Annotated in this window: 21 protein-coding genes; 14 read left to right on the top strand and 7 right to left on the bottom strand. The window is 47.0% G+C overall.

Features of this window, described 5'->3' with window-relative positions; all coding sequences use genetic code 11:
* Window positions 1-55: 55 nt before the first annotated feature.
* Window positions 56-1,186 (bottom strand): LysM domain-containing protein, encoded by a 1,131-nt coding sequence (locus MO387_RS15255; RefSeq protein WP_006083795.1) that lies wholly within the window; start codon window positions 1,184-1,186, stop codon window positions 56-58.
* A gap of 125 nt (window positions 1,187-1,311) precedes the next feature.
* Here MO387_RS15255 and def point away from each other — a divergent pair, with 125 nt between their 5' ends.
* The 5 genes from def to MO387_RS15230 are packed head-to-tail and all read left to right on the top strand — an operon-like array spanning window position 1,312 to window position 6,965.
* Window positions 1,312-1,824 (top strand): peptide deformylase, encoded by a 513-nt coding sequence (def, locus tag MO387_RS15250; protein WP_006084795.1) that lies wholly within the window; start codon window positions 1,312-1,314, stop codon window positions 1,822-1,824.
* An 8-nt stretch (window positions 1,825-1,832) separates the two neighbouring features.
* Window positions 1,833-2,789: a methionyl-tRNA formyltransferase gene (gene fmt / locus MO387_RS15245; protein ID WP_107403103.1), complete on the top strand. Its 957-nt coding sequence runs from the start codon at window positions 1,833-1,835 to the stop codon at window positions 2,787-2,789.
* Window position 2,790: 1 nt separating this feature from the next.
* On the top strand, window positions 2,791-4,077 hold the full coding sequence (gene rsmB, locus MO387_RS15240) for a 16S rRNA (cytosine(967)-C(5))-methyltransferase RsmB (protein ID WP_107946150.1): 1,287 nt from the start codon (window positions 2,791-2,793) through the stop codon (window positions 4,075-4,077).
* A 15-nt stretch (window positions 4,078-4,092) separates the two neighbouring features.
* On the top strand, window positions 4,093-5,502 hold the full coding sequence (gene trkA / locus MO387_RS15235; protein ID WP_106648741.1) for a Trk system potassium transporter TrkA: 1,410 nt from the start codon (window positions 4,093-4,095) through the stop codon (window positions 5,500-5,502).
* A gap of 20 nt (window positions 5,503-5,522) precedes the next feature.
* Entirely contained in the window at window positions 5,523-6,965 is a 1,443-nt protein-coding gene (locus tag MO387_RS15230; RefSeq protein ID WP_107946149.1) for a TrkH family potassium uptake protein, read from the top strand.
* A 70-nt stretch (window positions 6,966-7,035) separates the two neighbouring features.
* Here MO387_RS15230 and hemG (MO387_RS15225) read toward each other — a convergent pair whose 3' ends face one another.
* A complete protein-coding gene (hemG, locus tag MO387_RS15225; protein WP_107946148.1) occupies window positions 7,036-7,587 on the bottom strand; it encodes a menaquinone-dependent protoporphyrinogen IX dehydrogenase in 552 nt (183 codons plus the stop codon).
* Window positions 7,588-7,787: 200 nt separating this feature from the next.
* On the opposite strand from hemG (MO387_RS15225), the gene MO387_RS15220 reads away from it, so the two are divergent.
* Entirely contained in the window at window positions 7,788-8,096 is a 309-nt protein-coding gene (locus tag MO387_RS15220) for a metalloregulator ArsR/SmtB family transcription factor (protein ID WP_006083802.1), read from the top strand.
* A 63-nt stretch (window positions 8,097-8,159) separates the two neighbouring features.
* Here MO387_RS15220 and hemG (MO387_RS15215) read toward each other — a convergent pair whose 3' ends face one another.
* The 4 genes from hemG (MO387_RS15215) to pepQ form a co-directional block, all read right to left on the bottom strand.
* A complete protein-coding gene (hemG, locus tag MO387_RS15215) occupies window positions 8,160-8,684 on the bottom strand; it encodes a menaquinone-dependent protoporphyrinogen IX dehydrogenase (protein ID WP_107946147.1) in 525 nt (174 codons plus the stop codon).
* Window positions 8,685-8,686: 2 nt separating this feature from the next.
* Complete coding sequence (locus MO387_RS15210; protein ID WP_107946146.1) at window positions 8,687-10,144, bottom strand: TrkH family potassium uptake protein; 1,458 nt, start codon at window positions 10,142-10,144, stop codon at window positions 8,687-8,689.
* A gap of 77 nt (window positions 10,145-10,221) precedes the next feature.
* Window positions 10,222-10,836: a YigZ family protein gene (locus tag MO387_RS15205; RefSeq protein ID WP_071939879.1), complete on the bottom strand. Its 615-nt coding sequence runs from the start codon at window positions 10,834-10,836 to the stop codon at window positions 10,222-10,224.
* Between the two features lie 27 nt (window positions 10,837-10,863).
* Window positions 10,864-12,186: a Xaa-Pro dipeptidase gene (gene pepQ / locus MO387_RS15200; protein ID WP_107946145.1), complete on the bottom strand. Its 1,323-nt coding sequence runs from the start codon at window positions 12,184-12,186 to the stop codon at window positions 10,864-10,866.
* Window positions 12,187-12,676: 490 nt separating this feature from the next.
* Between pepQ and fadB the strand changes: the two genes are divergently transcribed.
* The 6 genes from fadB to MO387_RS15170 all read left to right on the top strand — a co-directional run bounded on the left by fadB (window position 12,677) and on the right by MO387_RS15170 (window position 21,780).
* A complete protein-coding gene (fadB, locus tag MO387_RS15195; RefSeq protein WP_107946144.1) occupies window positions 12,677-14,827 on the top strand; it encodes a fatty acid oxidation complex subunit alpha FadB in 2,151 nt (716 codons plus the stop codon).
* A gap of 22 nt (window positions 14,828-14,849) precedes the next feature.
* On the top strand, window positions 14,850-16,013 hold the full coding sequence (fadA, locus tag MO387_RS15190) for an acetyl-CoA C-acyltransferase FadA (protein WP_006083808.1): 1,164 nt from the start codon (window positions 14,850-14,852) through the stop codon (window positions 16,011-16,013).
* 242 nt (window positions 16,014-16,255) lie between these two features.
* Window positions 16,256-17,419, top strand: coding sequence for a diguanylate cyclase (locus MO387_RS15185; RefSeq protein ID WP_006083809.1), 1,164 nt, complete (start codon window positions 16,256-16,258; stop codon window positions 17,417-17,419).
* Between the two features lie 170 nt (window positions 17,420-17,589).
* A complete protein-coding gene (gene tusA / locus MO387_RS15180) occupies window positions 17,590-17,835 on the top strand; it encodes a sulfurtransferase TusA (protein ID WP_006083810.1) in 246 nt (81 codons plus the stop codon).
* Window positions 17,836-17,882: 47 nt separating this feature from the next.
* Window positions 17,883-18,329 carry an MOSC domain-containing protein gene (locus MO387_RS15175; RefSeq protein ID WP_107946143.1) on the top strand — a complete coding sequence of 149 codons (447 nt, stop codon included), beginning with the start codon at window positions 17,883-17,885 and terminating at the stop codon, window positions 18,327-18,329.
* Window positions 18,330-18,591: 262 nt separating this feature from the next.
* On the top strand, window positions 18,592-21,780 hold the full coding sequence (locus MO387_RS15170; protein WP_107946142.1) for an amidohydrolase family protein: 3,189 nt from the start codon (window positions 18,592-18,594) through the stop codon (window positions 21,778-21,780).
* Window positions 21,781-21,865: 85 nt separating this feature from the next.
* Here MO387_RS15170 and MO387_RS15165 read toward each other — a convergent pair whose 3' ends face one another.
* Entirely contained in the window at window positions 21,866-22,441 is a 576-nt protein-coding gene (locus MO387_RS15165) for a DNA-3-methyladenine glycosylase I (protein WP_107946141.1), read from the bottom strand.
* A gap of 118 nt (window positions 22,442-22,559) precedes the next feature.
* Between MO387_RS15165 and glyQ the strand changes: the two genes are divergently transcribed.
* Together glyQ and glyS are read left to right on the top strand one after the other, a co-directional pair.
* Window positions 22,560-23,465: a glycine--tRNA ligase subunit alpha gene (gene glyQ, locus MO387_RS15160; protein ID WP_011070431.1), complete on the top strand. Its 906-nt coding sequence runs from the start codon at window positions 22,560-22,562 to the stop codon at window positions 23,463-23,465.
* Between the two features lie 10 nt (window positions 23,466-23,475).
* A complete protein-coding gene (glyS, locus tag MO387_RS15155) occupies window positions 23,476-25,545 on the top strand; it encodes a glycine--tRNA ligase subunit beta (RefSeq protein ID WP_107946140.1) in 2,070 nt (689 codons plus the stop codon).
* The last annotated feature ends 37 nt before the right edge of the window (window positions 25,546-25,582 follow it).

The following is a 25,582-nucleotide window of genomic DNA, read 5'->3' as shown; positions in this document are numbered from 1 at the left end:
GGTCCCAGCCCAGATACAGCGCAAACAACTAACCAATCGACCAAATGTTCAGATATTACTGACCTCTTAAGGCTAAAGACTCAGGGGCAATTAACTTATCGTCGACACGCACAGGCCGCTCGGTGGAGACAATCAAACCTAAGCTCGCTTTGTCGAATACTTTGAACACCAACAGTTTGCCATGATAGATATCTGGCATTTGAATAGCGCGATCCGATGAGACAGATGCCATTAAGTTATCGTAGGCGGTGCGCTCAGTGGCAGGCACTGGCATACCATCATTGTTGATGACGATGACTTCACCATCACGGTAAATAGAAAACACGACTCCGGGCTCAACCCCATCTTGGGTGCCTTTATCTAAGTACACCACATCTAACTTACCCGCTTCACGCATCTTTGATTCGATTGCAAGCACGACGGCTGGCGTCTTTAACTCTGCCGGTTTTGGGGTGAAGTAAGCTGACATCAAGGAATCACTTTCCATCGGCATGACTCTGAAACCCGCTTTGGTTTCACGAAAGCTGGTTAACAACTTAATTTTTGAAACCTTACCAGACTCAACCACTTGCCCAGTTGAGGCTAAAATGGCCTCTTGTCCTATCGCTTCGCCTGAGGCTTTATTGAAAAACTCGCGACCACGTTCGTAAACACCGTACTTTTGATTTATCGGCAGTTCAGCATCGATATAAATCACATCACCCACAATATGGTGACGCGATGGGCTTTCACCTGCCAATACCATAGGTTGCTCGGCAAGCCAGTCGGTTGCGACAACGCGATTCTGCACTAAATACTGTTCAATTAAGGCCAAGTCGACGGCAGGAATCGCATTGCTCTTAGCAATGATCCGTCCTTCAGGACTCTTCTTCACATGGGGTTTAGCACTGTCAACCATGTCGCCGTTGCGCACAAGCCGAGGCTGACCATCGACAAACACGAGTGTGAGTTGATCGCCAGGATAAATAAGATGGGGATTGGCAATCTGTGGGTTTACATCCCAAAGACGTGGCCATTTCCATGGATCATTTAGAAACGCTGCGGAGATATCCCAAAGAGTATCGCCCTTTTTCACCACATATGACTCAGGATGCCCCGCTTTCAGCGTAAGGGTATCGGCGGCAACAAACGTGCAATTGAATGTCATTAACGCGAGTAAAATTAACCGTTTCATGGGTATTTCCATGTTGTTTGGCTCTTAGTTTGAGCTTTTACTGTTATTGATAGGCACTAAAGATTAAAATTAACCCATTAGCATCAGTCAGTATAACTAACTGGCAGAGATTTGACAGACTTGTTAAGAGTTTATGTATGGCACAATTAAAAGTATTACAATTTCCTGACGAAAGATTGCGGACACAAGCCACACCCATCACAGAGTTTAATGCCGAGCTGCAAACTCAAATTGATGATATGTTCGAAACCATGTACCAAGAAAAAGGTATCGGTCTGGCCGCGACCCAAGTGGATTACCATAAACAACTTATTGTCATGGACTTACAAGATGAAGTCGAACGACCTAAAGTGTTTATTAATCCCGAAATTATCGCCAGCAGCGGCGACTTCTGCAATGAAGAAGGTTGCCTGTCGGTGCCAGGCATTTATGCCAAAGTCGATCGCGCCGAATTTGTTACGGTAAAAGCCTTAGACAGGCACGGCAACGAATTTATTGTTGAGGCCGATGAGCTTTTTGCTATCTGTATTCAACACGAAATGGATCACCTCAAAGGCAAATTGTTTGTCGATTATCTGTCGCCGCTAAAACGTCAGCGGATCAAACAAAAACTTGAAAAAGCGGCCCGATTGGACGCCAAAGAAGCATAGGATCAGATTTGAAACCACTCAACATCATCTTTGCCGGAACACCGGATTTTGCCGCTCGCCACTTACAAGCACTGTTGAACTCACACCACAATGTGATTGGCGTTTACACTCAGCCCGATAGACCCGCTGGCCGCGGCAAGAAACTGACCGCCAGCCCAGTAAAAGAACTCGCCGTCGCCAACAATATTCCTGTGTATCAACCTGGTTCATTACGTAAAGAACCCGCGCAACAAGAACTTGCCGCGCTGAATGCCGATATCATGGTGGTGGTTGCCTACGGTCTGATCCTGCCAAAAGTCGTATTAGATACGCCGCGTCTAGGTTGTATTAACGTTCACGGTTCTATTTTGCCACGCTGGCGTGGTGCCGCACCGATCCAACGCGCACTTTGGGCCGGCGACAAAGAAACCGGCGTGACCGTTATGCAGATGGATGTGGGTTTAGATACCGGCGATATGCTACTGAAAACCACTCTGCCGATTGAAGATAGCGACACCTCAGCCAGCCTTTACGAGAAATTGGCGGAACAAGGTCCTGTTGCCCTATTGCAAGCCCTCGAAGGTCTAGCAAACGGCACCTTAGCCGCTGAAAAACAAGATGAAGCTTTAGCGAACTACGCAGAAAAACTCAGTAAAGAAGAAGCCAGACTCGATTGGAATAAATCTGCCAAACAACTCTGGCAAGAAGTCCGTGCCTTTAATCCTTGGCCAGTGAGTTACTTTGAGCACCAAGGCAATACCATTAAAGTGTGGCAGACCCAAGTCAGCGAAACCACCAGCACAGCCGCTCCGGGCACTATTATCAGCGCCAGCAAAAAAGGCATAGAAGTCGCCACTGCCGACGGCGTATTGACCCTGCTAAGTATGCAGCTGCCAGGGAAAAAGCCGCTCAATGTTGCCGATATTCTCAATGCTCGAGGTGAATGGTTTAGTCCGAATACTCGCCTCGCCAACGAGGCACAATAGTATGAACTTGCGCGCGCTGGCTGCGAAAGCCATCTTCGAAGTATTAGAAAAAGGCGTGTCACTCTCAGTGGCATTGCCCGATCAACAAAAGCACCTTGCCAGCGGCAAAGATAAAGCCCTACTCGCCGAACTCTGTTACGGCGTGATGCGCACTCTGCCACAAATAGAGAAACGCATCAGTGAATGCCTAGCGAAACCACTCAAAGGTAAGCAAAGGATTATCCACCAGTTGCTGATCATAGGTTGCTATCAACTTTACTTCACTCGCATTCCAAGCCACGCCGCGATTTCAGAAACCGCCGAAGCCTGTCGCCAGTTAAAGTTTGAAGGCATGGTTAAGGTCGTTAACGGTGTACTGCGCAACATTCAGCGCCAGCTTTCGCCGCTCAGCACTGAGTCAGATACCTTAAGCTACAACACACCCGCTTGGTTGATTAAGCGCTTAAAAGAAGCCTATCCCGAGCAATGGCAAGACATCATTCAACAAAGCCATGAACGCCCACCTATGTGGCTGCGTAATAATCGCTTATCCCAAGGCCGTACCGAATACCTCGCCGCTTTAGCCGACCTCGAAATTGAAGCGAGTGAAGGCAGCAGTGCAGATGCCATTCTTTTAGCGCATCCAAAGGATGTTGCCACACTGCCACGCTTCCATGAAGGTGCCGCCTCAGTGCAAGATGGCGCGGCGCAGTGGGCGGCGACATTACTGGCACCACAAGCGAATGAATTAATCCTCGATGCCTGCGCTGCGCCCGGTGGTAAAAGCTGTCATCTACTCGAACTTGAGCCAAGCATTAAACTGGTTGCCGTCGACTTTGATGCTAAACGTCTCGAGCGGGTGCAACAGAACCTTGACCGCTTGTCATTAAAAGCGGAGCTTATCCATGGCGATGCGGCCAATATTGACTCATGGTGGCAAGGTGGACAATTTGATCGTATCTTACTGGACGCGCCATGCTCGGCCACGGGAGTGATCCGCCGCCATCCCGATATCAAATGGTTACGTAAAAACCATGACATCGAAGAACTGGCTGAACTACAACAGCAAATTCTCGATCATTGCTGGAAGTGGCTCAAACCCGGTGGCACGCTGCTTTATGCTACTTGCTCGATTTTACCGCAGGAAAACCGCGACCAGATCAGTGCATTTTTGGCCAGAACCACAGATGCTAAGCTAGACACACTCTCCCAGCAACATTCGCCACAGGATATAGGTTGGCAAATCACGCCAGGACAAGACAATATGGATGGGTTCTATTACGCCCGTTTATTAAAAGCGACCGATTAGGAAGTAAGCAAGGCCATGAAAATTATCATATTAGGTGCGGGTCAAGTCGGGGGAACCTTGGCCGAGAACTTGGTCGGTGAGAATAATGACATCACTATTGTAGATAGTGACAAATCCCGACTACGCGCCCTGCAAGATAAATATGACCTTCGCGTTGTGGCGGGCCATGCGGCCCATCCAGACGTACTTAGAGAAGCAGGCGCAGAAGATGCCGACATGCTGATCGCGGTAACCAATAGCGATGAATGCAACATGGCCGCCTGCCAAATTGCTTACACCCTCTTCGGCACACCAACAAAAATTGCCCGTATTCGCTCAGAACCTTATCTGGCGATGCGCGATAAACTTTTTATCGACAGTGAAACCAAAAATAGCGACGGCCGCCCCCGCGGCGGCTTCGTGATCGATGAGTTAATCGCCCCTGAACAGTTAGTGACCGCTTACATCCAACGACTCGTTGAATATCCCGGCGCACTGCAAGTGCTCGAATTTGCCGAAGGACGGCTAAGTCTAGTGGCCGTTCGTGCCTATTATGGTGGTCCACTGGTAGGTAATGCGTTAGCGGCACTGCGCGAACACATGCCAAATATTGATACCCGGGTTGCGGCAATTTTCCGCCAAGGCCGCCCTATCATGCCTCGCGGTACCACGATTATCGAAGCCGATGATGAAGTATTCTTCGTCGCCGACAGTCGCCATATTCGCGCTGTGATGAGCGAAATGCAAAAGCTCGATAACTCCTACCGCAACATTATGATCGCCGGTGGCGGTAACATAGGCTTAGGTTTAGCCAAACGCCTTGAGCGTACCCACTCAGTTAAACTGATTGAGCACAAGTATGAGCGCGCTGAAGCCCTATCGGAGCAACTGGAAAATACTACCGTGTTCTGCGGTGACGCTTCGGATCAAGAATTACTGCTCGAAGAACACATAGATCAAACCGACGTATTTATTGCGGTGACCAATGACGATGAAGCCAATATTATGTCAGCATTACTGGCAAAGCGTATGGGCGCAAAAAAGGTCATGGTGCTGATCCAGCGCGAAGCCTATGTCGATATCGTCCAAGAAGCTAACATCGATATTGCTATCTCACCCCAACAAGCCACCATTTCGGCACTGTTAACCCATATCCGCCAAGGTGATATCTGTAACGTTTACTCCCTACGTCGCGGCGCCGCCGAGGCAATTGAAGCCATTGCCCATGGAGATGCCAGCACGTCTAAAGTCGTTGGCAAAGCCATTGGTGATATTAAGTTGCCACCGGGAACCACCATTGGTGCTATTGTCCGCAACGACGAAGTATTAATGGCCCACGACAAAACCGTGATAGAGCAAGGGGATCACGTGATCTTATTCCTAGTGAATAAAAAGTTTGTCGGCGAAGTCGAGAAGCTTTTCCAACCAAGTGCTTTCTTCTTCTAAGAACCTAAGTAAGCCAACTTATGCTGAACTTTAGACCACTATTGTTTATTTTAGGGCTGTTTTTGTCCATGCTGACAGCCTTCATGTTGATCCCACTGCTCCTCGCCGTGTTTAATGCCGAGGAAACCGTGGGCTCTTTCATGCTGTCGGCGTTAGTGACAGGCATTAGTGCCAGCTTGTGTTTACACAATGGCCAGAGCAAAGCCATTAACCTCAATATCCGCGATATGTTCCTGCTGACCAGCTTGACGTGGTTGATCGTGAGCCTGTTTGCGGCCATGCCCTTTACCTTGTATCACGGGATTGGTTATACCGACGCCTTCTTTGAAACTATGTCCGGCATCACGACCACAGGTTCTACTGTGCTCTCGGGGTTGGATACCATGGATCACAGCATTTTAATCTGGCGCTCTTTATTGCAGTGGCTTGGCGGGATTGGCTTTATTGTGATGGCGGTGGCCATTCTGCCCTTCTTGAACGTCGGTGGTATGCGGCTGTTCCGCACTGAATCGTCCGATTGGAGCGATAAAGCCGTACCACGCACCCAGAGCATGGCTAAGTACTTATTCTTTATTTATATTTTGCTAACTGTTGCCTGCTGCGTTGCTTATCATCTGGCGGGAATGACTTGGTTTCAAGCCATCAACCATGCCATGACCACCCTATCGACCGGCGGCTACTCAACATCTGATAGCTCAATGGCCGCGTTCTCCCACTCGGCTCACTGGGTTGGCGTGTTCTTTATGGCGGCGGGTGGTTTACCGCTACTCATGTTTGTGCACACCATACAGCAAAGGGATCTGCGCATTTGGAACGATGCTCAGGTCAAAGGCTTCTTGTTTTTCCTGACCTTCGTGTCTTGTTCTATTGGCTTTTGGCTGTGGCAAACCCGCGATATTGAACTCCTCGATGCGCTGCGTTTATCCAGCTTTAACGTAGTTTCTGTGGTGACCACCACAGGTTATGGCTTAACGGATTACGGTGCTTGGGGCGCCTTTGCCAACATCGCCTTTATGTTCTTAATGTTTGTCGGTAGCTGCTCTGGCTCAACTTCTGGCGGGATTAAAATCTTCCGGTTTCAAATTGCTGGCGCCATTATGCGTGAGCAATTGAAACAGCAATGTCATCCAAACGGAATCTTTAGGGAACGCTACAACAATCGCATCATCAGTGAAGATATCGTGCGCTCGCTGATCACTTTCGTGCTGTTGTTTGTAATGGTGATTGTAGGCTTGTCGGTGATTTTAGTGCTCACGGGGCTCGACCCTATGACCAGTTTTACTGGCGCTATCACGGCAGTCACGAACGTAGGTCCTGGCTTAGGGCCGATTATTGGCCCTGCGGGTAACTTCTCAACCCTACCCGACGTGGCGAAATGGGCGTTGTCACTCGGCATGTTACTCGGTCGTTTAGAAATTCTGACCGTAGCAGTGTTATTCCACCCGAGTTTCTGGAAGTATTAATTCTGTAAAGCTTGAATATTAAAAAGGCGCTTAACTTGTTATGCGCCTTTTCTATTAAGCCTGACTCGTCCTAAATAGCGGTAACGTCGACTAATTCAAGCAGATGATCGGCATAGACCTTCACATCTGCCCAGTCGGTGTAATCGATAACAGACTTAGGATCGGTTGGGCCTTTGGTCATTTTCATAATCAACTGGATCATCCACCTGTCGTACCAAGGCCATGAAGGATAATCCACTTTCCCCGCAATAATTTTAAGATCGGCTGGCGTCCACGGCGATAAAGCGATGAACTTTTGCAGATATTTATTATTCTCAGGAATACGTTTTTCTGGATTTCTCGCTACCACGTTGATGCAGAAGAAACTGTTTGGTAATGCACCCAAAGCCTCTGCATGCTGCTCGATAAACTTGAACACACTCTTATCATAGGTGCCATAGAGTACGCAGGCACCTAAGGCGACAACCTCGTAATCGGGCCAATTGATACAAGTTGCGGCAGCACTATTGATATCAACGAGATCGACCTTAGCGCCACGAAAGGTTAATTGGTCGGCAATTGCATTGGCAATCTTGGCTGTGTGGCCACCACGGGTAAAATAAAGTACGAGAACGCGTGTCATAGGGAATTACCGATCCACTGAGTTAATGTCACCATTGTGGCAAGATTACGTTAAATAAACCTCTGATAGGATCACAAATCAGCCGTATCTCATATTCTGAGATGCAAAAATTGAGATCTGCATGGCTGAGCAGTATGATTGCGTAAACACAGGTGTTCAATTAGAATTATCTAATCAAAAGCGATGAAGTGAGTGACCTTATGCAAAATGACATAGATGTAGCTGCAATGGTAACTAATGCGGAAAGTGCGGCTAAATGGCTTAAGGCCATAGCGAACCCTTATCGCCTAATGATTTTGTGCCTATTACTAGACAAAGAGTTGAGCGTAACTGAACTCAATGCCACTGTGCCATTAAGCCAGTCGGCACTATCCCAGCATTTAGCCGTATTACGCGCTGAAGATCTGGTGGATACCCGTAAGAGCTCGCAAATTGTTTACTACAAGCTCAAGAACGAACAAGTCACCCAAGTGATTTCGATTCTGCATAGCCGCTACTGCGCAGTGTAACACGGTAAAGCTAGCTTAAATTTAAGCCCTAATCGCTTGCAAGTGATTAGGGCTTAATGATTTTTAGTGTTGGCTAAAGCGGTTACCGAAGGCGTCGACTTTTTCCCAATCGGTAAACTCAAAGGTGCCTGTGATATCGGTTGGCCCTTTAGTCATCCACATAATGAAACGTATCATAGTGCGATCGAAGAAACCGTATTTAGGATAATCAATCTTGCCCGCAAACACTTCAAGCAACTGTGGCTGCCATAGTGAAAGCTGCAGAAACTTTTGCATATAAGGATTGGTTTCAGGCGTATTCTTTAAGGGTTTGCGCGCCACGACATTAACGGTAAAAAAGCCATTAATCTTAGTATCGAGCACCGCATGGTGGCGGTTCACAAACTGGTAAAGTTCAGGTCTATGCTTACCATAACGAATACTGGCGCCGATCAGCACTTTATCAAAATCAGCTAAGCTCAACGCTTCAGCCTGCTCTAATGTAACCAGAGCAACCTGTTCTCCCGCCTGCTCTGCAATCGTCTTCATTTTTTGGCAAATTGCCAATGTTTGGCCATCAATCGTCGAATATATTATTAACGTCTGCATGATTAATTCTTCCAAAAAGTTGGCGTAAACAAAATCAGTAAGGTAAATACTTCGAGGCGACCAAACAGCATAGCCACGACCAATACCCATTTGGCGCCATCGCCAATACTGGCGTAGTTACTGGCTACCGCACCTAAGCCTGGGCCTAAGTTGTTTAAGCAAGCCGCGGTAGCACTAAAGGCGGTAATATCATCTAATCCCATCGCCATGAGTGCAAGCATACAGATCACAAACACCAGCGCATAGGCAGAGAAGAATCCCCACACGGCATCGACAACGCGATCGGGCAAGGCTTTAGAACCGATACGGATAGAGAACATCGCCTTAGGATGAACCAGTCGCTTTAATTCGCGCGAGCCCTGTAACAGCAGCAAAATGACCCGAATCACCTTAATCCCACCCGCAGTTGAGCCACCACAGCCACCGATAAAGCTCGAAAATATCAATAAAATAGGTAAAAACAGCGGCCACATGTGGAAGCTTTCAGTACCAAACCCTGCGGTAGTGGCCACGGAAACCGCCTGAAATAAGGCATGATCTAAGGTTTCTTCCGGCGAATCATAAATGCCCGAATGATAAAGCGTGAGGAAACAAATCGCGGTAAGAATGAGTTGAATCGCCACCAGCATCTTAAATTCGGCATCTTTAAAATACACTCTAACGTTAATTCCTCGCCGCGAAAATGCCGCAAAATGCACGCTAAAGTTAACCGCAGAAACGATTAAAAAGAACACACAAATAAGGTTAATCACTGAGCTATCGAAATATCCCATGCTAGCATCATGGGTCGAAAAACCGCCAATAGCGATAGTTGAAAATGAATGGCAAACCGCATCGAACACACTCATGCCCGCCAGCCAATAAGCGGTCGCACAGGAAATAGTTAGCAATAAATAGATATACCACAGTGCCTTAGCTGTTTCGGCGATCCGCGGTGTCATCTTACTGTCTTTCACTGGGCCCGGAATTTCAGCGCGATAGAGCTGCATTCCCCCTACGCCAAGCACAGGTAAAATCGCCACGGCGAGCACAATAATCCCCATACCGCCGAGCCATTGCAGCATATGGCGATAAAACAGAATGGCTTTAGGTAAGAAGTCGAGCCCGACAATCACTGTGGCTCCGGTGGTGGTTAACGCAGAGAAAGATTCGAAGAAACTATCGGTCCAACTGAGGTCGGGTTGACTCGAGAAGATAAACGGTAAAGCACCGATAGAACCCAGTACGGTCCAGAACAGGACCACAATCAAGAAACCCTCTCGGGTACGCAATTCTTCTTTACAGTGGCGATTGGGATACCAGAGCCAGAAACCAATAAATAGGCTGACAAAAAATGCCTGCATAAACGCCGTGCCGCCGCCATCGTTATACCAAACAGCGATCAGTGCTGGTGGCAGCATAGTGATTGAAAATAAACCAATCAGCAGCCCTATGATTCGTATTATGGTTTTATATTGCATTAAGCGAGTTCAATCATTCCATTGGCTGCAAAGGTATTTTCAGCATTTGGGCTATTTTGGCATAATTTACGCAGGCATCACAGCTCAAACTCAGGCCTCAAACTTCCCTGACTGAGCGTCGCCAGCGACTCACACAGTAATGCCTGTTGCTGCCTGCCTATCTCGAACACAATATCGACCGCTTCAGCAAATTGCTTATCGATTATCACGGCATCGACTTGCTGTAATAGATGCTCAACATCGCGCAGCTGCGCATAATCACAATGCAACTTGGCGGGATAACGTAACTGTTTTAGTCGTGTCGGCAATTGAACCAGACCTTGCCGTAAGCCTGACGTATAAGCCCGAACCAGCCCACCAACGCCTAGCTTAGTGCCGCCATAATAACGCACCACAACAGCACCCACTTCGCCGATATTCGCCCCTTGCAACACAGCTAACATAGGGCGACCAGCACTGCCGGCAGGTTCGCCGTCATCACTCGAACCAATCAAGACGCTATCATCCGGTGCGCCAGCCACAAAAGCAGAGCAATAATGGCTTGCGCCGGGATAGTCACGCTTTATGTCAGTGAGTACTAACTTAAATTTATCAAAGCTATCGCAATGAAAGAGAAAAGAGATAAAGCGGCTATGCTTTATCTCTTCTTCAATCACGATATCTTCACAGGGAACGCTATAACTTTCGAGCACACATCCGCCCTAATCTTTACCCTATGATCAATCGGTCAAACCGAGTTCACGGGTCATGTTCTCGTTTCTATCTTGATGCACTATGACGTTATCTTCGATACGAATACCGCCAAAAGGTCTTAACTCATCAACCGTTTGCCAGTTGATCTGTTCGCCACGGCTATCTTGTTTAAGTTCATTGAGCAGAGTATCGATGATGTATAACCCAGGTTCCATGGTAAGCACTTGGTTTGGCGCTAAAATGCGGGTGCAACGTAGGAATGGATGTGCCTCTGGCGCCGCGATATGAGTACCGCGTTCATCGTGGGAGAAGCCGCCAACATCATGCACTTGTAGACCTAACATGTGGCCTAAGCCATGTGGGAAGAAAGCACTGGTTATGCCTTGATCGACCAAACCTTGGGCATCACCTGTGGCTAAATCAAAATCCAATAGCATTTGCGCGACTTTAGCATGGGTGGCCAAGTGTAAATCGGGATAACGCACACCCGGACGCATCATGTCGATAAGCTCTAGCTGCGCCTTGTTCATCGCAGTGATCAATTCATCGAAACGATTTTTCTCGAATGCGTAGGTTCTGGTGATATCAGAGGCATAGCCAAAGTAACTCGCGCCCGCATCGATAAGAAATGACAAACGTTTCGCAGGGCTTTGGTGTTCAAGTGCGGTGTAATGCAAAATCGCCGCATTTTGGTTAAGGGCGATGATATTGCCATAGGGCACCTCATTCTCGCTCTGGCCAACTGCAGATAAATAGTGCTGCTGGATTTCGAACTCGCTCGCACCATTATAAAAGGCATTTTTAGCCGCCAAATGTCCCTGCACCGCAATTTGATTCGCGCGGCGCATGCATTCCAGCTCATATTCGGTTTTAGTGGTTCTGTGGTAATGCAAATAACTCATCACAGCATCGGGATTACGACTGGTAAAACCCAGCACTTCGGCCACATCTAAATGCTCACCTAAATAGGCCCAATTGGCGATATCTGTCGGTAAAAACTCAGCGACCTTATCAGCCTTGGTCAGCAGCTTAATATCGAAATACTCAGTCCAAAACATATCAGGCACATCAGACACTTTGTGCCAAAAATCCACAGGACGATAAAAAATCAGCTGCGGCTTATCACGGCCGTTAACCACTAACCAGCAATTCGGATTATCTAGCACTGGCAACCATGCCTTGAAGTGCGGGTTTGCCTTAAAGGGATAATTGATATCATCCAAAAACATCCGATGCGGCTGACCCGAATGGATCACTAAACCAGACAAGGCTTCTCGAGACAAAATCTCTGCGACTCGACGGTTTAACTCGGCAATATGGGCACGATAGTGATGAGCCAACTGATCCATTTGTCATCTCCTGCAATGAATAAAAGTTAATAATATGAGCCGAATTTGCTCACATATTCTTAATCTGATCATGAACAACAGATTCAATCAAAACACTAAACTGTCACTCAATCTAAAATACATGGCCGCGGAACAAAGAACATTAAAGCGATAACATCATGATTATCTTTAAGAGTTATGTTCAACCCTAGCATGGCTGCAGCGTTTAAACGTCTAAGGTAAACAGCCACAAAGACCTATTTATCCGCAAAGTGATTTAACGCATTCTAGGTGTTCTACACTCTGTGCAGTGTATCACAAAGGTGAAAAATCACTCTAGCCGACAAGAAATTAAACAGTCGTTTAAATTGGGTGTTGTAATTTATCGAATTTCGAAGCACACTGGCACACAACTGGTCAAATGATGGCCGAAGCTGCTGTGAGATAGAGAGTCGTACTAGCACCAACACATAATGGTGGGTATCACTTTTAAGCCAAAAGGAAGCAAGCAATGATCTACCAAAGTCCTACAATTCAGGTTGAGTTACTCGAGGATAATATTGCCAAGCTGTGCTTTAACGCACCCGGTTCGGTGAACAAATTCGACAGAGAAACCCTCGCCTCGCTCGATGCGGCATTAGACAGCATCAAGCAAGATTCCAATATCAAAGCGTTAGTGCTGACCTCAAGTAAAGATACCTTTATTGTGGGCGCCGACATTACCGAATTTTTAGGCCTGTTCGCACAAGATGACGCCGTATTGCTCTCTTGGGTTGAACAAGCTAACGCAGTCTTCAACAAACTCGAAGACTTGCCTTTCCCAACCGCATCAGCAATCAAAGGCTTTGCCTTAGGTGGCGGCTGTGAAACCATTCTGGCAACCGATTTCCGTATCGCAGACACCACAGCCAAAATCGGTTTACCTGAAACTAAACTCGGCATCATCCCAGGTTTTGGCGGCACGGTTCGTCTGCCACGTGTGATTGGTGCAGATAACGCACTTGAGTGGATCACCACAGGTAAAGACCAACGCGCTGAAGATGCACTGAAAGTCGGCGCTGTTGATGCCGTGGTTACACCACAAGCGTTAGAAGCTGCTGCGATTCAAATGCTCAAAGATGCTGTTGCTGAAAAGCTGGATTGGCAAGCACGTCGTAACCGTAAACTGTCTGCACTAACACTGCCAAAACTTGAAGCTATGATGTCATTCACCACAGCCAAAGGCATGGTGTTTGCGGTTGCGGGTAAACACTACCCTGCACCAATGGCTGCTGTAAGCGTGATTGAGCAAGCATCGACTAAAGGTCGTGCTGAAGCATTACAAATCGAACATCAAGCCTTTATCAAGCTGGCTAAAACTGACGTAGCTAAGGCACTTATCGGTATTTTCCTTAATGATCAATTTGTTAAAGGTAAAGCGAAGAAAGCCGGCAAGTTAGCAAAAGAAGTCAACAACGCGGCCGTATTAGGCGCAGGCATTATGGGCGGCGGCATCGCTTACCAAAGCGCCAGTAAAGGCACACCGATTGTCATGAAAGACATTGCCCAGCCAGCATTAGATTTAGGCCTCAATGAAGCCGCTAAACTGCTGTCTGCCCAAGTAGCCCGTGGCCGTTCAACGCCAGAAAAAATGGCCAAAGTGCTGAACAACATCACGCCTTCGTTAGATTATGCCGCGATTAAACACAGTGATGTTGTCGTTGAAGCCGTTGTTGAACATCCAAAAATCAAAGCACAGGTTTTAGCCGAAGTTGAAGGCTATGTGAGTGAAGATGCAATTATCGCGTCAAACACTTCAACAATTTCAATCAACTTGCTCGCTAAGAGCATGAAGAAACCTGAGCGTTTCTGCGGTATGCATTTCTTCAACCCAGTGCACAAAATGCCGTTGGTCGAAGTTATCCGTGGCGAACACAGCTCTGAAGAAACCATCGCCTCTGTTGTGGCTTATGCCAGCAAAATGGGCAAGACCCCAATCGTTGTTAATGATTGCCCCGGCTTCTTCGTTAACCGCGTACTCTTCCCTTACTTTGCAGGCTTTAACGGCTTACTTGCCGAAGGTGGCGACTTTGCTGCAATCGACAAAGTGATGGAAAAACAATTCGGTTGGCCAATGGGTCCAGCTTACCTGCTCGACGTAGTCGGTTTAGACACAGGTCATCACGCCCAAGCTGTTATGGCTGAAGGTTTCCCTGATCGCATGGGTAAATCAGGCACTGACGCGATTGATGTGATGTTTGAGAACAAACGTCTTGGCCAGAAAAATGGCAAAGGTTTCTATGTCTATTCAGTCGATAGCCGTGGCAAGCCGAAGAAAGATGTCGATCCAACGAGCTACGGCCTATTGAAAGATGCCTTTGGCGAGTTAAAAGCCTTTGAAGCCGATGCCATTATTGCCCGTACTATGATCCCTATGATCATCGAAACCGTGCGCTGTTTAGAAGAAGGTATTGTCGCATCGCCTGCCGAAGCGGATATGGGCCTAGTTTATGGCTTAGGATTCCCGCCATTCAGAGGCGGCGTGTTCCGTTACTTGGATACCATGGGTGTCGCGAACTTTGTCGCCTTAGCAGACAAGTACGCTCACTTGGGCGGTCTGTATCAAGTCACTGATGCGATGCGCACATTAGCAGCCAATAACGGTAGCTACTACCAAGCCTAATTAGCGGGAAAGGAATTTAATCATGAAACAAGCTGTTATCGTAGACTGCATCCGTACTCCGATGGGCCGCTCAAAGGCTGGAGTATTTCGTAATGTGCGTGCAGAAACTCTGTCTGCCGAATTAATGAAAGGTCTGTTGCTACGTAACCCGCAACTCGACCCAAACCTGATTGAAGACGTGATTTGGGGTTGTGTGCAACAAACCCTAGAGCAAGGCTTCAACATCGCCCGTAACGCTTCGCTATTAGCGGGCATTCCAAAGACCGCTGGCGCTGTGACGGTTAACCGCCTATGTGGTTCATCAATGGATGCTATCCATCAAGCTGCACGTGCGATTATGACTGGCATGGGCGACACCTTTATTATTGGTGGCGTAGAACACATGGGCCACGTGCCAATGAGCCATGGTGTCGACTTCCACCCAGGTCTTGCTAACAACGTGGCAAAAGCCTCTGGCATGATGGGTTTAACGGCTGAAATGCTGGGTAAACTGCACGGTATTACCCGTGAACAGCAAGATGCTTTTGCGGTACGTTCACACCAACGCGCTTATGCTGCAACGGTTGAAGGCCGCTTTGCTAAGGAAATCTATGGCATTGAAGGTCACGATGCTAACGGCGCCTTAATTAAAGTCCTGCAAGACGAAGTGATCCGCCCAGAAACCACAATGGAATCTTTGGCTGCACTGCGTCCCGTGTTTGATCCAGTAAACGGTACTGTAACTGCTGGTACTTCTTCTGCACTGTCTGATGGCGCCTCAGCCATGTTGATCATGGAAGAATCTAAAGCGCGTGCACTTGGCTTACCAATTCGTGCACGTATTCGCTCTATGGCGGTTGCAGGTTGTGACGCGGCTATTATGGGTTACGGCCCAGTGCCAGCCACGCAAAAAGCACTAGCTCGTGCCGGTATTACCGTTGCCGATTTAGATGTGATTGAACTTAACGAAGCGTTTGCTGCTCAGTCTTTACCTTGTGTGAAAGATTTAGGTTTAGCAGATGTAGTTGATGACAAAATCAACCTCAACGGCGGCGCGATAGCACTAGGTCACCCACTGGGTTGTTCAGGCGCTCGTATCTCTACGACGCTGATCAACTTGATGGAAGACAAAGACGCGACCTTAGGGTTAGCGACCATGTGTATTGGTTTAGGCCAAGGTATTGCAACTGTATTCGAACGCGTTTAATTCGTTACTCGAATAATTTCAAAGCCGGAACTTGTTCCGGCTTTTTTATGCCAAATATTCTGCCAGCGTAAATATTAATATTTCTCATTTCTTCTGCTGTTCATTTGAAAATCAGTCCGTTATCAACTTAACTACAAGGGCATCACTGGCTATTGTGGACGACAACAGGCAAGCAATCATCAGCCAAATCTAGGCAGTGTAGTGCAAGGATGCAATTCGTTGTTTTACAAGAGGAATGCCTGATGCTACAAACGGAACAGACCCTTTTCGAACAAATGCGGATCACTGAGCTGGAGATCGAGTCTCGTAAGGCGCTCTTCTCTTTTACTGGGGCGGACGTAAAGGCCCTGCAATCCTTTAAGCCCATCATTGAAGAAAACATAGATAAAATCGTCGATGACTTTTATGGCTTACAAACCAGCGTGTCAGAAATTGCGCTGCTGATCGGAGACTCAGACACCCTTGCACGCTTACGTACCGCACAGAGAAGATATGTGCTCGATTTATTTAATGGTGTTTATGATCTTGAGTACGTAAACAATCGCCTGCGGATTGGGTTGGTCCATAAACGCATTGGTGTTGAGCCTAAGCTTTACCTGTCTGCGGTACACACACTAAAAGAGCTTATCTACGCCGTGATCAACTGTTCAGTGCAAGATACACATCAAGGCGAATGTATCCGTGTCGCGATTGATAAACTGGTGCTGTTTGATGTCACGTTAGTATTCGATACTTATATTCGCAGCTTAGTATCCGAGATTGAGAACGCTAAGGATAAAGCCGAAAAATATGCCCAAAGCATGGAAAGCAAAGTCAAAGAGCGGACACAGCAGTTAGAAGAACTGTCGCAAACCGATCCCTTAACAGGCCTGCTCAACGTTAGGCATTTACAAGAAACGGCAACGCGCATACTCAGGGCTGCCCAAAGGCGTGCCGAACCCGTCAGCGTGATCTACTTAGACGTAGATGATTTTAAGTCATTCAACGACACCCAAGGCCATAGATCAGGGGATGAAGTACTGCGTGCTGTAGCAAAAGCGATTAAAGAAATCACCCGTGCCGAGGATCATTGCTTTCGATATGGTGGAGATGAGTTCTGTATCATCATGCCTAACTGCCGTGAAGAACAAGCTCGGGATAATTTCATCACTCGATTCAATCAAAAAATAAAACTCAGTTTAAACAATATTTCCTTAAGCTTTGGCATTATTGATACTGGACCCTATGAGTACGAAGAAGCCAATAGCTTAATTCATAAAGCCGATCAGCGAATGTATAGCTACAAACGTGCGTCCAAACAGCAGCAACAAACTATGGCGGCAGCAAATGATTTAGCACCTGAGAATAGTACCGCTGATGTCCATTCAATCTCTCAATCTCAAAGCGTTGATAAAGCCGTCGAGTAATTTTTAAACCCATTCGTTATCATGTTCCACGTGGAACATTAAATATCTAACATTCGTATTGATAGAACACATCAATAAAACTAGATCACAAATTGAAACCGCCAACTTGGTTTATCATGGGGGCTGGAGTAACATTAGCTAATTCTGCTTAACCGTTCAGTAGAGGTAATATGAACGACGCTTTCTCAACCGCACAGCATAGACTCGATGCTCTTGGTTTACGCTGCCCAGAGCCTGTAATGATGGTGCGTAAAACCGTAAGACAAATGGCTGCTGGCGAGACACTGCTGATCATTGCCGATGACCCTGCGACGACGCGCGATATTCCGAGCTTTTGTGAGTTTATGGATCACACCTTAATTGCCAGTGAAACCACGCAAACGCCATATCAATATTTGATCAAAAAAGGACTTTAAGTCGTATCGTTAACGACTTAATCATAAAACAACGGATGTGAGAAACTATGCCAAAACTGCTGGCGATTGCCTATAAAACTGTAAAACGCGGCCCAATGAATGAAGTTCTCTGTGCCAATGTCACCCAACTCAGTGGTGTAGAGAAAGATGTGTTTGGTCGCCCAGGCAAACGCCAAGTCACTGTGCTTTCTAAAATTCAGTGGCAACAGGCCTGCCATAGTATCGAGGTTGATTTACCTTGGACGACTCGCAGAGCAAATCTGCTCGTTGATGATCTCGTATTTAGCAGTGCCGATGTTGGTAAACATTTGCATATCGGTGAGTTACGACTTGAAATCACGGGTGAGACCGACCCCTGTAAAAAAATGGAAATAGCACATGTCGGTTTAGAGGCCGCGCTCACGCCAGATTGGCGAGGCGGTGTAACCTGCCGAGTATTAAATGATGCCATGATCCACTTAGGCGATGAGATCACTCTGGTTAATCCAAGCTAATTTTATTCCCAGCTAGTCGACCACTCTTAGTTAATTCTCCATACTCCTCAGTAAATAGAACCAAATGACTTGGTTCTATTTCTGCTATACCAACTCTCTTATCCATATAGCCATACTTATCCCTCGCCCGGTCATCAATTGAAACAGTATTTACGTTTTCCTTCTTATCTATTTATGCGATAACTAGACTGAGTATTAACAAAAGTTCATCTTAAAATTAATACAACTCAAGCAGTCCATAAGAACGATAACAGGAAGTGACATGTTGAAATCTAAACTTACCCCGCTTTATATCGCCCTCGCTCTAGGTATGAATACCCTCGCCGTTAACGCAGCAGAAACGAAGGAGGCCGAATGGAATGTTAACGCTCCAGCAAATGCTCCCTTAGAGCAAGTCAAAATTGATGTTAATGAAGGCACTTGGATGAACCTTAGTGTCAGTCCAGATGGCAAGCATATCGTCTTCGACTTACTCGGCGACATTTACCAAATCCCAGTAACCGGCGGTGAAGCTAAGCCATTAGCCCAAGGCATTGCTTGGCAGATGCAGCCCGTCTATAGCCCAGATGGCAAACACATCGCATTTACCTCGGATGGCGATGGCGGCGACAACATTTGGATCATGGATGCCGATGGCAGCAATCCACGAACTGTCACCCAAGAAACATTCAGGCTGCTAAACAGTCCCGCTTGGAGCCCTGACTCTCAGTATCTTGTTGCACGTAAGCATTTTACCGCCAGCCGCAGTTTAGGTGCGGGTGAAGTGTGGCTATACCACGTAGCTGGCGGCGAAGGCATCAAACTAACTGAACGCCCAAATGATCAGAAAGATTTAGGCGAACCCGCGTACTCGCCCGATGGCCGTTATATCTACTTTAGCCAAGATGATACGCCAGGCAAAACATTCCACTATTCAAAGGACTCAGTTAACGGTATCTACAAAATCAAACGTTATGATACCCAAACCGGTGACATTGAAATTTTGATTGAAGGTACCGGTGGCGCAATTCGACCAACACCAAGTCCTGATGGCACTAAGCTCGCCTATATAAAGCGCGATGATTTTAATTCATCACTCTACCTGCTCGACCTCAAGTCTGGTGAAACCACTAAACTGTTTGGCGAACTAGACCGTGATATGCAAGAGACTTGGGCGATTCATGGCGTCTACCCGACTATGGCCTGGACTCAAGATAACAAGGATATTTTCTTCTGGGCGAAGGGAAAGATTAACCGCCTGAATGTTGCCAGCAAAACACTCACAGATATCCCCTTTAGCGTAAAAACTGAGTTAGCAGTACAACCCTCAGTGCGCTTTAAGCAAGATATAGATAAAGATGTTTTCGATGTAAAAATGCTTCGTATGGCGCAGGTCTCTCCCGATGGCAGTAAAGTCGCCTTCGAAGCACTAGGGAAGATTTGGTTAAAATCATTACCCGATGGAAAAATGTCGCGCTTAACTGAACTCAATAATGGGATTGAAGAACTGTATCCCCAATGGTCTCGCGATGGCAAAAATATTGTTTTCACCACTTGGAATGACCAAGACCAAGGAACAGTGCAAGTCATTAGTGCCAAAGGTGGCAAACCTAAGCAGCTAACATCTGAGCCAGGAAAATACGTTGAGCCCACCTTTTCACCCGATGGTGAACTCGTGGTGTATCGTAAAACCCAAGGTGGCAATCTCACACCTAGAACTTGGTCGCAAGAACCAGGACTCTATAAAGTCGATATCAAAGGCAAACAAAATATCAAGATCAGTGCCGATGGCTACCAAGCTCAATTTGGTGCCAATACCGATCGCGTCTTTTTTATGAATAGCAGCGAAGATGAAACACCACAGTTATCATCTATCAACTTAGATGGCTTCGATAAGCGAGTTCATTACAGCAGTAAGCATGCGACTGAATTTAGGGTTTCACCCGATGGTGAGCAACTCGCCTTTGCCGAACGCTTTAAGGTTTGGGTGACTCCTTTTGCTAAACACGGCGAAACTGTAGAGATTGGACCCAATGCCAACAATCTACCCGTTAGCCAATTGAGTATCCGCGCCGGTGAAAGTATTAGTTGGAACAGTAAAAGCAACCAACTGTATTGGACGCTTGGCCCTGAACTTTATCAAGCCAAGGTTGATACTCGATATCTCAATAAAGATGAAATGACTCAGCCAAGTATTATCAATTTGGGCTTTACCGAAAAGGCCGATGTTCCACGTGGAACAGTCGCCTTTGTCGGCGGCAAAGTGATCACCATGGAAAATGACCAAGTCATAGATAAGGGTGTAGTGATCGTCAAAGACAATCATATTGTTGCCGTTGGCGATGCGAATACAGTGATTCCAAAGGATGCGCAAGTTATCGATATTAGTGGCAAATCCATTATGCCTGGCTTGTTTGATGCCCATGCCCACGGCGCCCAGGCCGATGATGAAATCGTGCCACAACAAAACTGGGCACTCTACTCTAGCTTATCCCTAGGAGTGACAACCATCCATGATCCGTCGAACGATACCACGGAGATATTTGCTGCCTCTGAACAGCAAAAGGCGGGGAACATCGTTGGCCCGCGGATTTTCTCCACAGGAACAATTCTTTATGGCGCCAATGCTCCCGGCTACACATCGCATATCGACTCACTCGATGATGCAAAATTTCATTTAGAGCGACTCAAAAAAGTTGGCGCCTTTAGCGTTAAGAGCTACAACCAACCGCGTCGTAATCAAAGACAGCAGGTTATCGCCGCAGCTCGCGAACTCGAAATGATGGTCGTGCCAGAGGGTGGCAGCTTGCTACAACATAACCTGACCATGGTTGCCGATGGCCATACCACCGTTGAGCACTCGTTACCCGTAGCAAATATTTATAATGATATTAAACAGTTCTGGAGCCAAACTAAGGTCGGTTACACTCCAACCTTAGTCGTTGCCTACGGCGGTATCTCGGGTGAAAACTATTGGTATGATAAGACCGATGTGTGGGCACATCCACGCCTGTCGATGTATGTTCCAAGCGACATCTTGCAGGCTCGCTCAATGCGTCGGCCCCATGCCCCAGACAGTCACTATAACCATTTTAATGTTGCGAAAGTGGCTAATGAGTTCAATAAGCTAGGTGTGCATTCCAATATTGGCGCCCACGGTCAGCGTGAAGGGTTAGCAGCACATTGGGAAATGTGGATGTTCGCCCAAGGCGGTATGAGCAATATGGATGTACTCAAAACAGCGACCATCAACCCAGCCACTACCTTCGGTCTGGAGCATCAACTTGGCTCGATTAAGACAGGTAAGCTTGCGGACTTAATCGTAATCGATGGCGACCCATTAACGGATATTCGAGTTACAGATAAAGTCACTTACACCATGGTCAATGGTAAGTTGTTTGACGCTGAGTCGATGAACCAGCTCAATGGCAACAAACAACAGCGTAAACCTTTCTTCTTCGAGAAAATCTAATCTCAGCAAGTAGAAATAACAAAAGGCATGTTCCACGTGGAACATGCCTTTTTATTTTGGATGTTAGCTCAATAAGATAAGTGACTTATTTGCCACCACAGCAAGCATCATAGGCGATGCAATCAACTAGATGATCGTTCACCATTCCCACTGCCTGCATAAAAGCATAACAAATCGTTGGGCCAACAAAGTTAAAGCCGAGCTTTTTTAACGCCTTGGACATGGCCTCAGACTCAGGGGTCTGTGCAGGCACCTGCGACATAGAAGTAAACTTATTCACCATAGGCTTACCACCAACAAAGCTCCAAAGAAATTCAGCAAAATCTTTGCCATCCGCAGTGTAAGCTAAGTAGCCCTTTGCATTACGAATAATCGAATGGATCTTAAGGCGATTACGAACAATACCTGGATTGTTCATCAACTCCTCTACCTTAGCATCGTCGAAAGTTGCAATCACTGCGGGCTCAAAATCCACAAAGGCTTGTTCGTAATTTTGTTGTTTCTTTAAGATAGTAATCCAAGACAACCCAGCTTGTTGGCCATCTAAACAGAGCTTGGCAAATAACTCCTTCGAATCATAAACTGGGCGCCCCCACACCTTATCGTGGTACTCACGATACAAGGGATCATCACTGACCCAATTACAGCGGATTTCTTCCATGGCCTATCTACCTTAACGTTTTAACGAAGAAGGTAAAAAATAACCTACATAAGCAGAGATCTACAAGGTATAATCGAAACCATTTTCTATTAAAGCTGACGGCAGTAGACAAGTAGACATGACGACGAAACACGACGTAAAAACATTTCAGGGTTTCATTCTAACCCTACAGGAATATTGGGCGCAGCAAGGCTGTGCAATCGTTCAACCTTTAGATATGGAAGTCGGTGCGGGTACATTCCACCCACAAACTTTCCTACGCTCTCTAGGGCCTGAGCCAATGAGCAGTGCCTATGTGCAGCCATCGCGCCGCCCTACCGACGGCCGTTACGGTGAAAACCCAAACCGTCTGCAGCACTACTACCAATTCCAAGTCGTGTTAAAACCGTCACCGGATAATATCCAAGAACTCTATTTAGGTTCTCTGCAAGCCCTTGGTATTGATACACAAATCCATGATATCCGTTTTGTGGAAGACAACTGGGAATCACCAACGCTCGGCGCTTGGGGTCTGGGTTGGGAAGTCTGGTTAAACGGCATGGAAGTGACTCAGTTTACTTACTTCCAACAGGTCGGCGGCTTAGAGTGTAGCCCTGTCACGGGTGAGATCACCTACGGTTTAGAGCGTCTCGCCATGTATATCCAAGGTGTGGATAGCGTATACGACCTCGTATGGACCGATGGCCCAATGGGTCGCATCACCTACGGCGATGTGTTCCACCAAAACGAAGTTGAGCAATCGACCTATAACTTTGAGCACGCAGACGTAGACTTTATGTTTGCCCTGTTCGATCAATGCGAAAAGATGTGTCAGCACTTATTGTCGCTTGAAAAACCATTACCTCTGCCAGCCTATGAGCAAGTGATGAAAGCCTCGCATGCTTTCAACCTGCTCGATGCACGCCACGCCATTTCAGTGACTGAACGTCAGCGTTATATCCTGCGCGTTCGTACAATGGCTAAAGCCGTTGCTGAATCCTATTATCAGGCACGCGAAGCGCTTGGCTTCCCAATGTGTAAGTAGAGGTAAAAACATGAATTTTGAAAACTTACTCATAGAGTTAGGCACAGAAGAGTTACCACCTAAGTCACTGCGTAAACTGGCTGAATCCTTTTTAGCTAACTTTACCGAAGAACTCACCAAAGCCGATTTAGCATTTAGCTCAGCAGTTTGGTACGCAGCGCCACGTCGTCTGGCGATTAACGTCACTGAACTTGCGCTTGCACAAGCCGACAAAGTGGTTGAGAAACGCGGTCCTGCCGTGAGCTCAGCCTTTGATGCTGAAGGTAAGCCAACTAAAGCCGCCGAAGGTTGGGCACGTGGTAATGGTATTACAGTTGAACAAGCCGAACGTTTAGTCACTGATAAAGGCGAATGGTTAGTCCATAACGCTAAAGTTGAAGGCGTCGAAACGAAAAGTTTGATCGCTGCTATGGCTCAACGTGCACTCGATAAATTGCCCATTCCTAAGCCAATGCGTTGGGGTAATAATAAAACCCAATTTATTCGCCCTGTGCACACCGCGACTATGTTGTTAGGCAGTGAGTTGATTGAAGGTGAATTGCTGGGTATCAAATCGGCACGCACTGTTCGCGGTCACCGTTTTATGGGACTCAAGCAGTTTGAATTAGCGCACGCTGATCACTACCTTGCCGACCTGAAAGAAAAAGGCAAAGTCATCGCTGATTACGAAAGCCGTAAAGCATTGATCAAAGCCGATGCCGAAAAAGCGGCCGCTAAGATTGGTGGCACAGCCGATATCGAAGATGACCTGCTCGAAGAAGTCACCTCTTTGGTTGAATGGCCAGTCGTATTAACCGCAAGCTTTGAAGAGAAGTTCTTAAACGTACCTTCAGAAGCCTTGGTTTATACGATGAAGGGCGATCAGAAATACTTCCCAGTATTCGATGATGCCGGTAAGTTACTGCCAAACTTCATCTTTGTCGCGAACATCGAATCAAAAGATCCGGCGCAAATCATTGCGGGTAACGAGAAAGTGGTTCGTCCACGCTTGGCCGATGCCGAGTTCTTCTTCAATACCGACAAAAAACACACGCTGGAATCCCGTTTACCAAGTCTTGAGACCGTCTTGTTCCAACAACAACTTGGTACCTTAAAAGACAAAGTCACCCGTATCTCTGCCCTAGCCGCTTTTATTGCCGAGCAAACTGGCGCTAACGCCGTTGATGCCGCCCGTGCTGGTTTATTGTCTAAAACAGACTTAATGACCAATATGGTGATGGAGTTTACCGATACTCAAGGCACTATGGGCATGCATTACGCCCGTCTAGACGGTGAAACTGAAGCCGTAGCCTTGGCCATGGAAGAGCAATACAAGCCAAAATTCTCTGGCGATACGGTTCCGACTGCTGCGGTATCTTGCGCAGTAGCTTTAGCGGATAAACTCGACACCTTAGTGGGTATCTTCGGTATCGGTCAGGCACCTAAGGGCGCTGCCGACCCATTCGCACTGCGCCGCGCCGCTATCGGAGTGCTACGCATTATCGTTGAGAACAAGTTGCCACTGGACTTAGTGACCCTAATTGCTAAGGCACAAGAACTCCATGGCACTAACTTAAGCAACGCGAATGCAAGCGATGAAGTGCTTGAGTTCTTAATGGCACGTTTCCGTGCTTGGTACCAAGATAAAGGTATCGATGTTGACGTAATCCTCGCCGTATTAGCACGTCGCCCAACTCGCCCAGCTGATTTTGATAGCCGTATCAATGCGGTATCACACTTTAGAAGCCTAGAAGCTTCTAGCGCACTTGCGGCAGCGAACAAACGTGTATCGAACATTCTGGCTAAGGTTGAAGGTGCTTTACCGACAACGATCGATGCGAGTCTGTTAACCGAAGCCGCAGAACAAGCATTAGCGGCCAAGTTGAACGAGCTGCAACCACAGTTGGCGCCTTTGTTTGCCAATGCTGATTACCAACAAGCCTTAACTTTGTTGGCTGGCCTACGTGAAAGTGTGGATCAGTTCTTCGAAGATGTGATGGTCATGGCAGATGATGAAGCGTTGAAAAACAATCGTTTAGCATTGTTGAATAATCTACGCGAGCAGTTCCTGCACGTCGCGGATATATCACTACTGCAATAATGATACTAAAGCTTTTAAAATTATCGCTTTATAAAAA

The organism is Shewanella sp. N2AIL, from assembly GCF_022690845.1.
In the GTDB taxonomy this organism is placed as follows: Bacteria; Pseudomonadota; Gammaproteobacteria; order Enterobacterales; family Shewanellaceae; genus Shewanella; species Shewanella baltica.
Note: the sequence above shows the minus strand (reverse complement) of the source record. Positions and strands in the feature narration are given on the sequence as shown.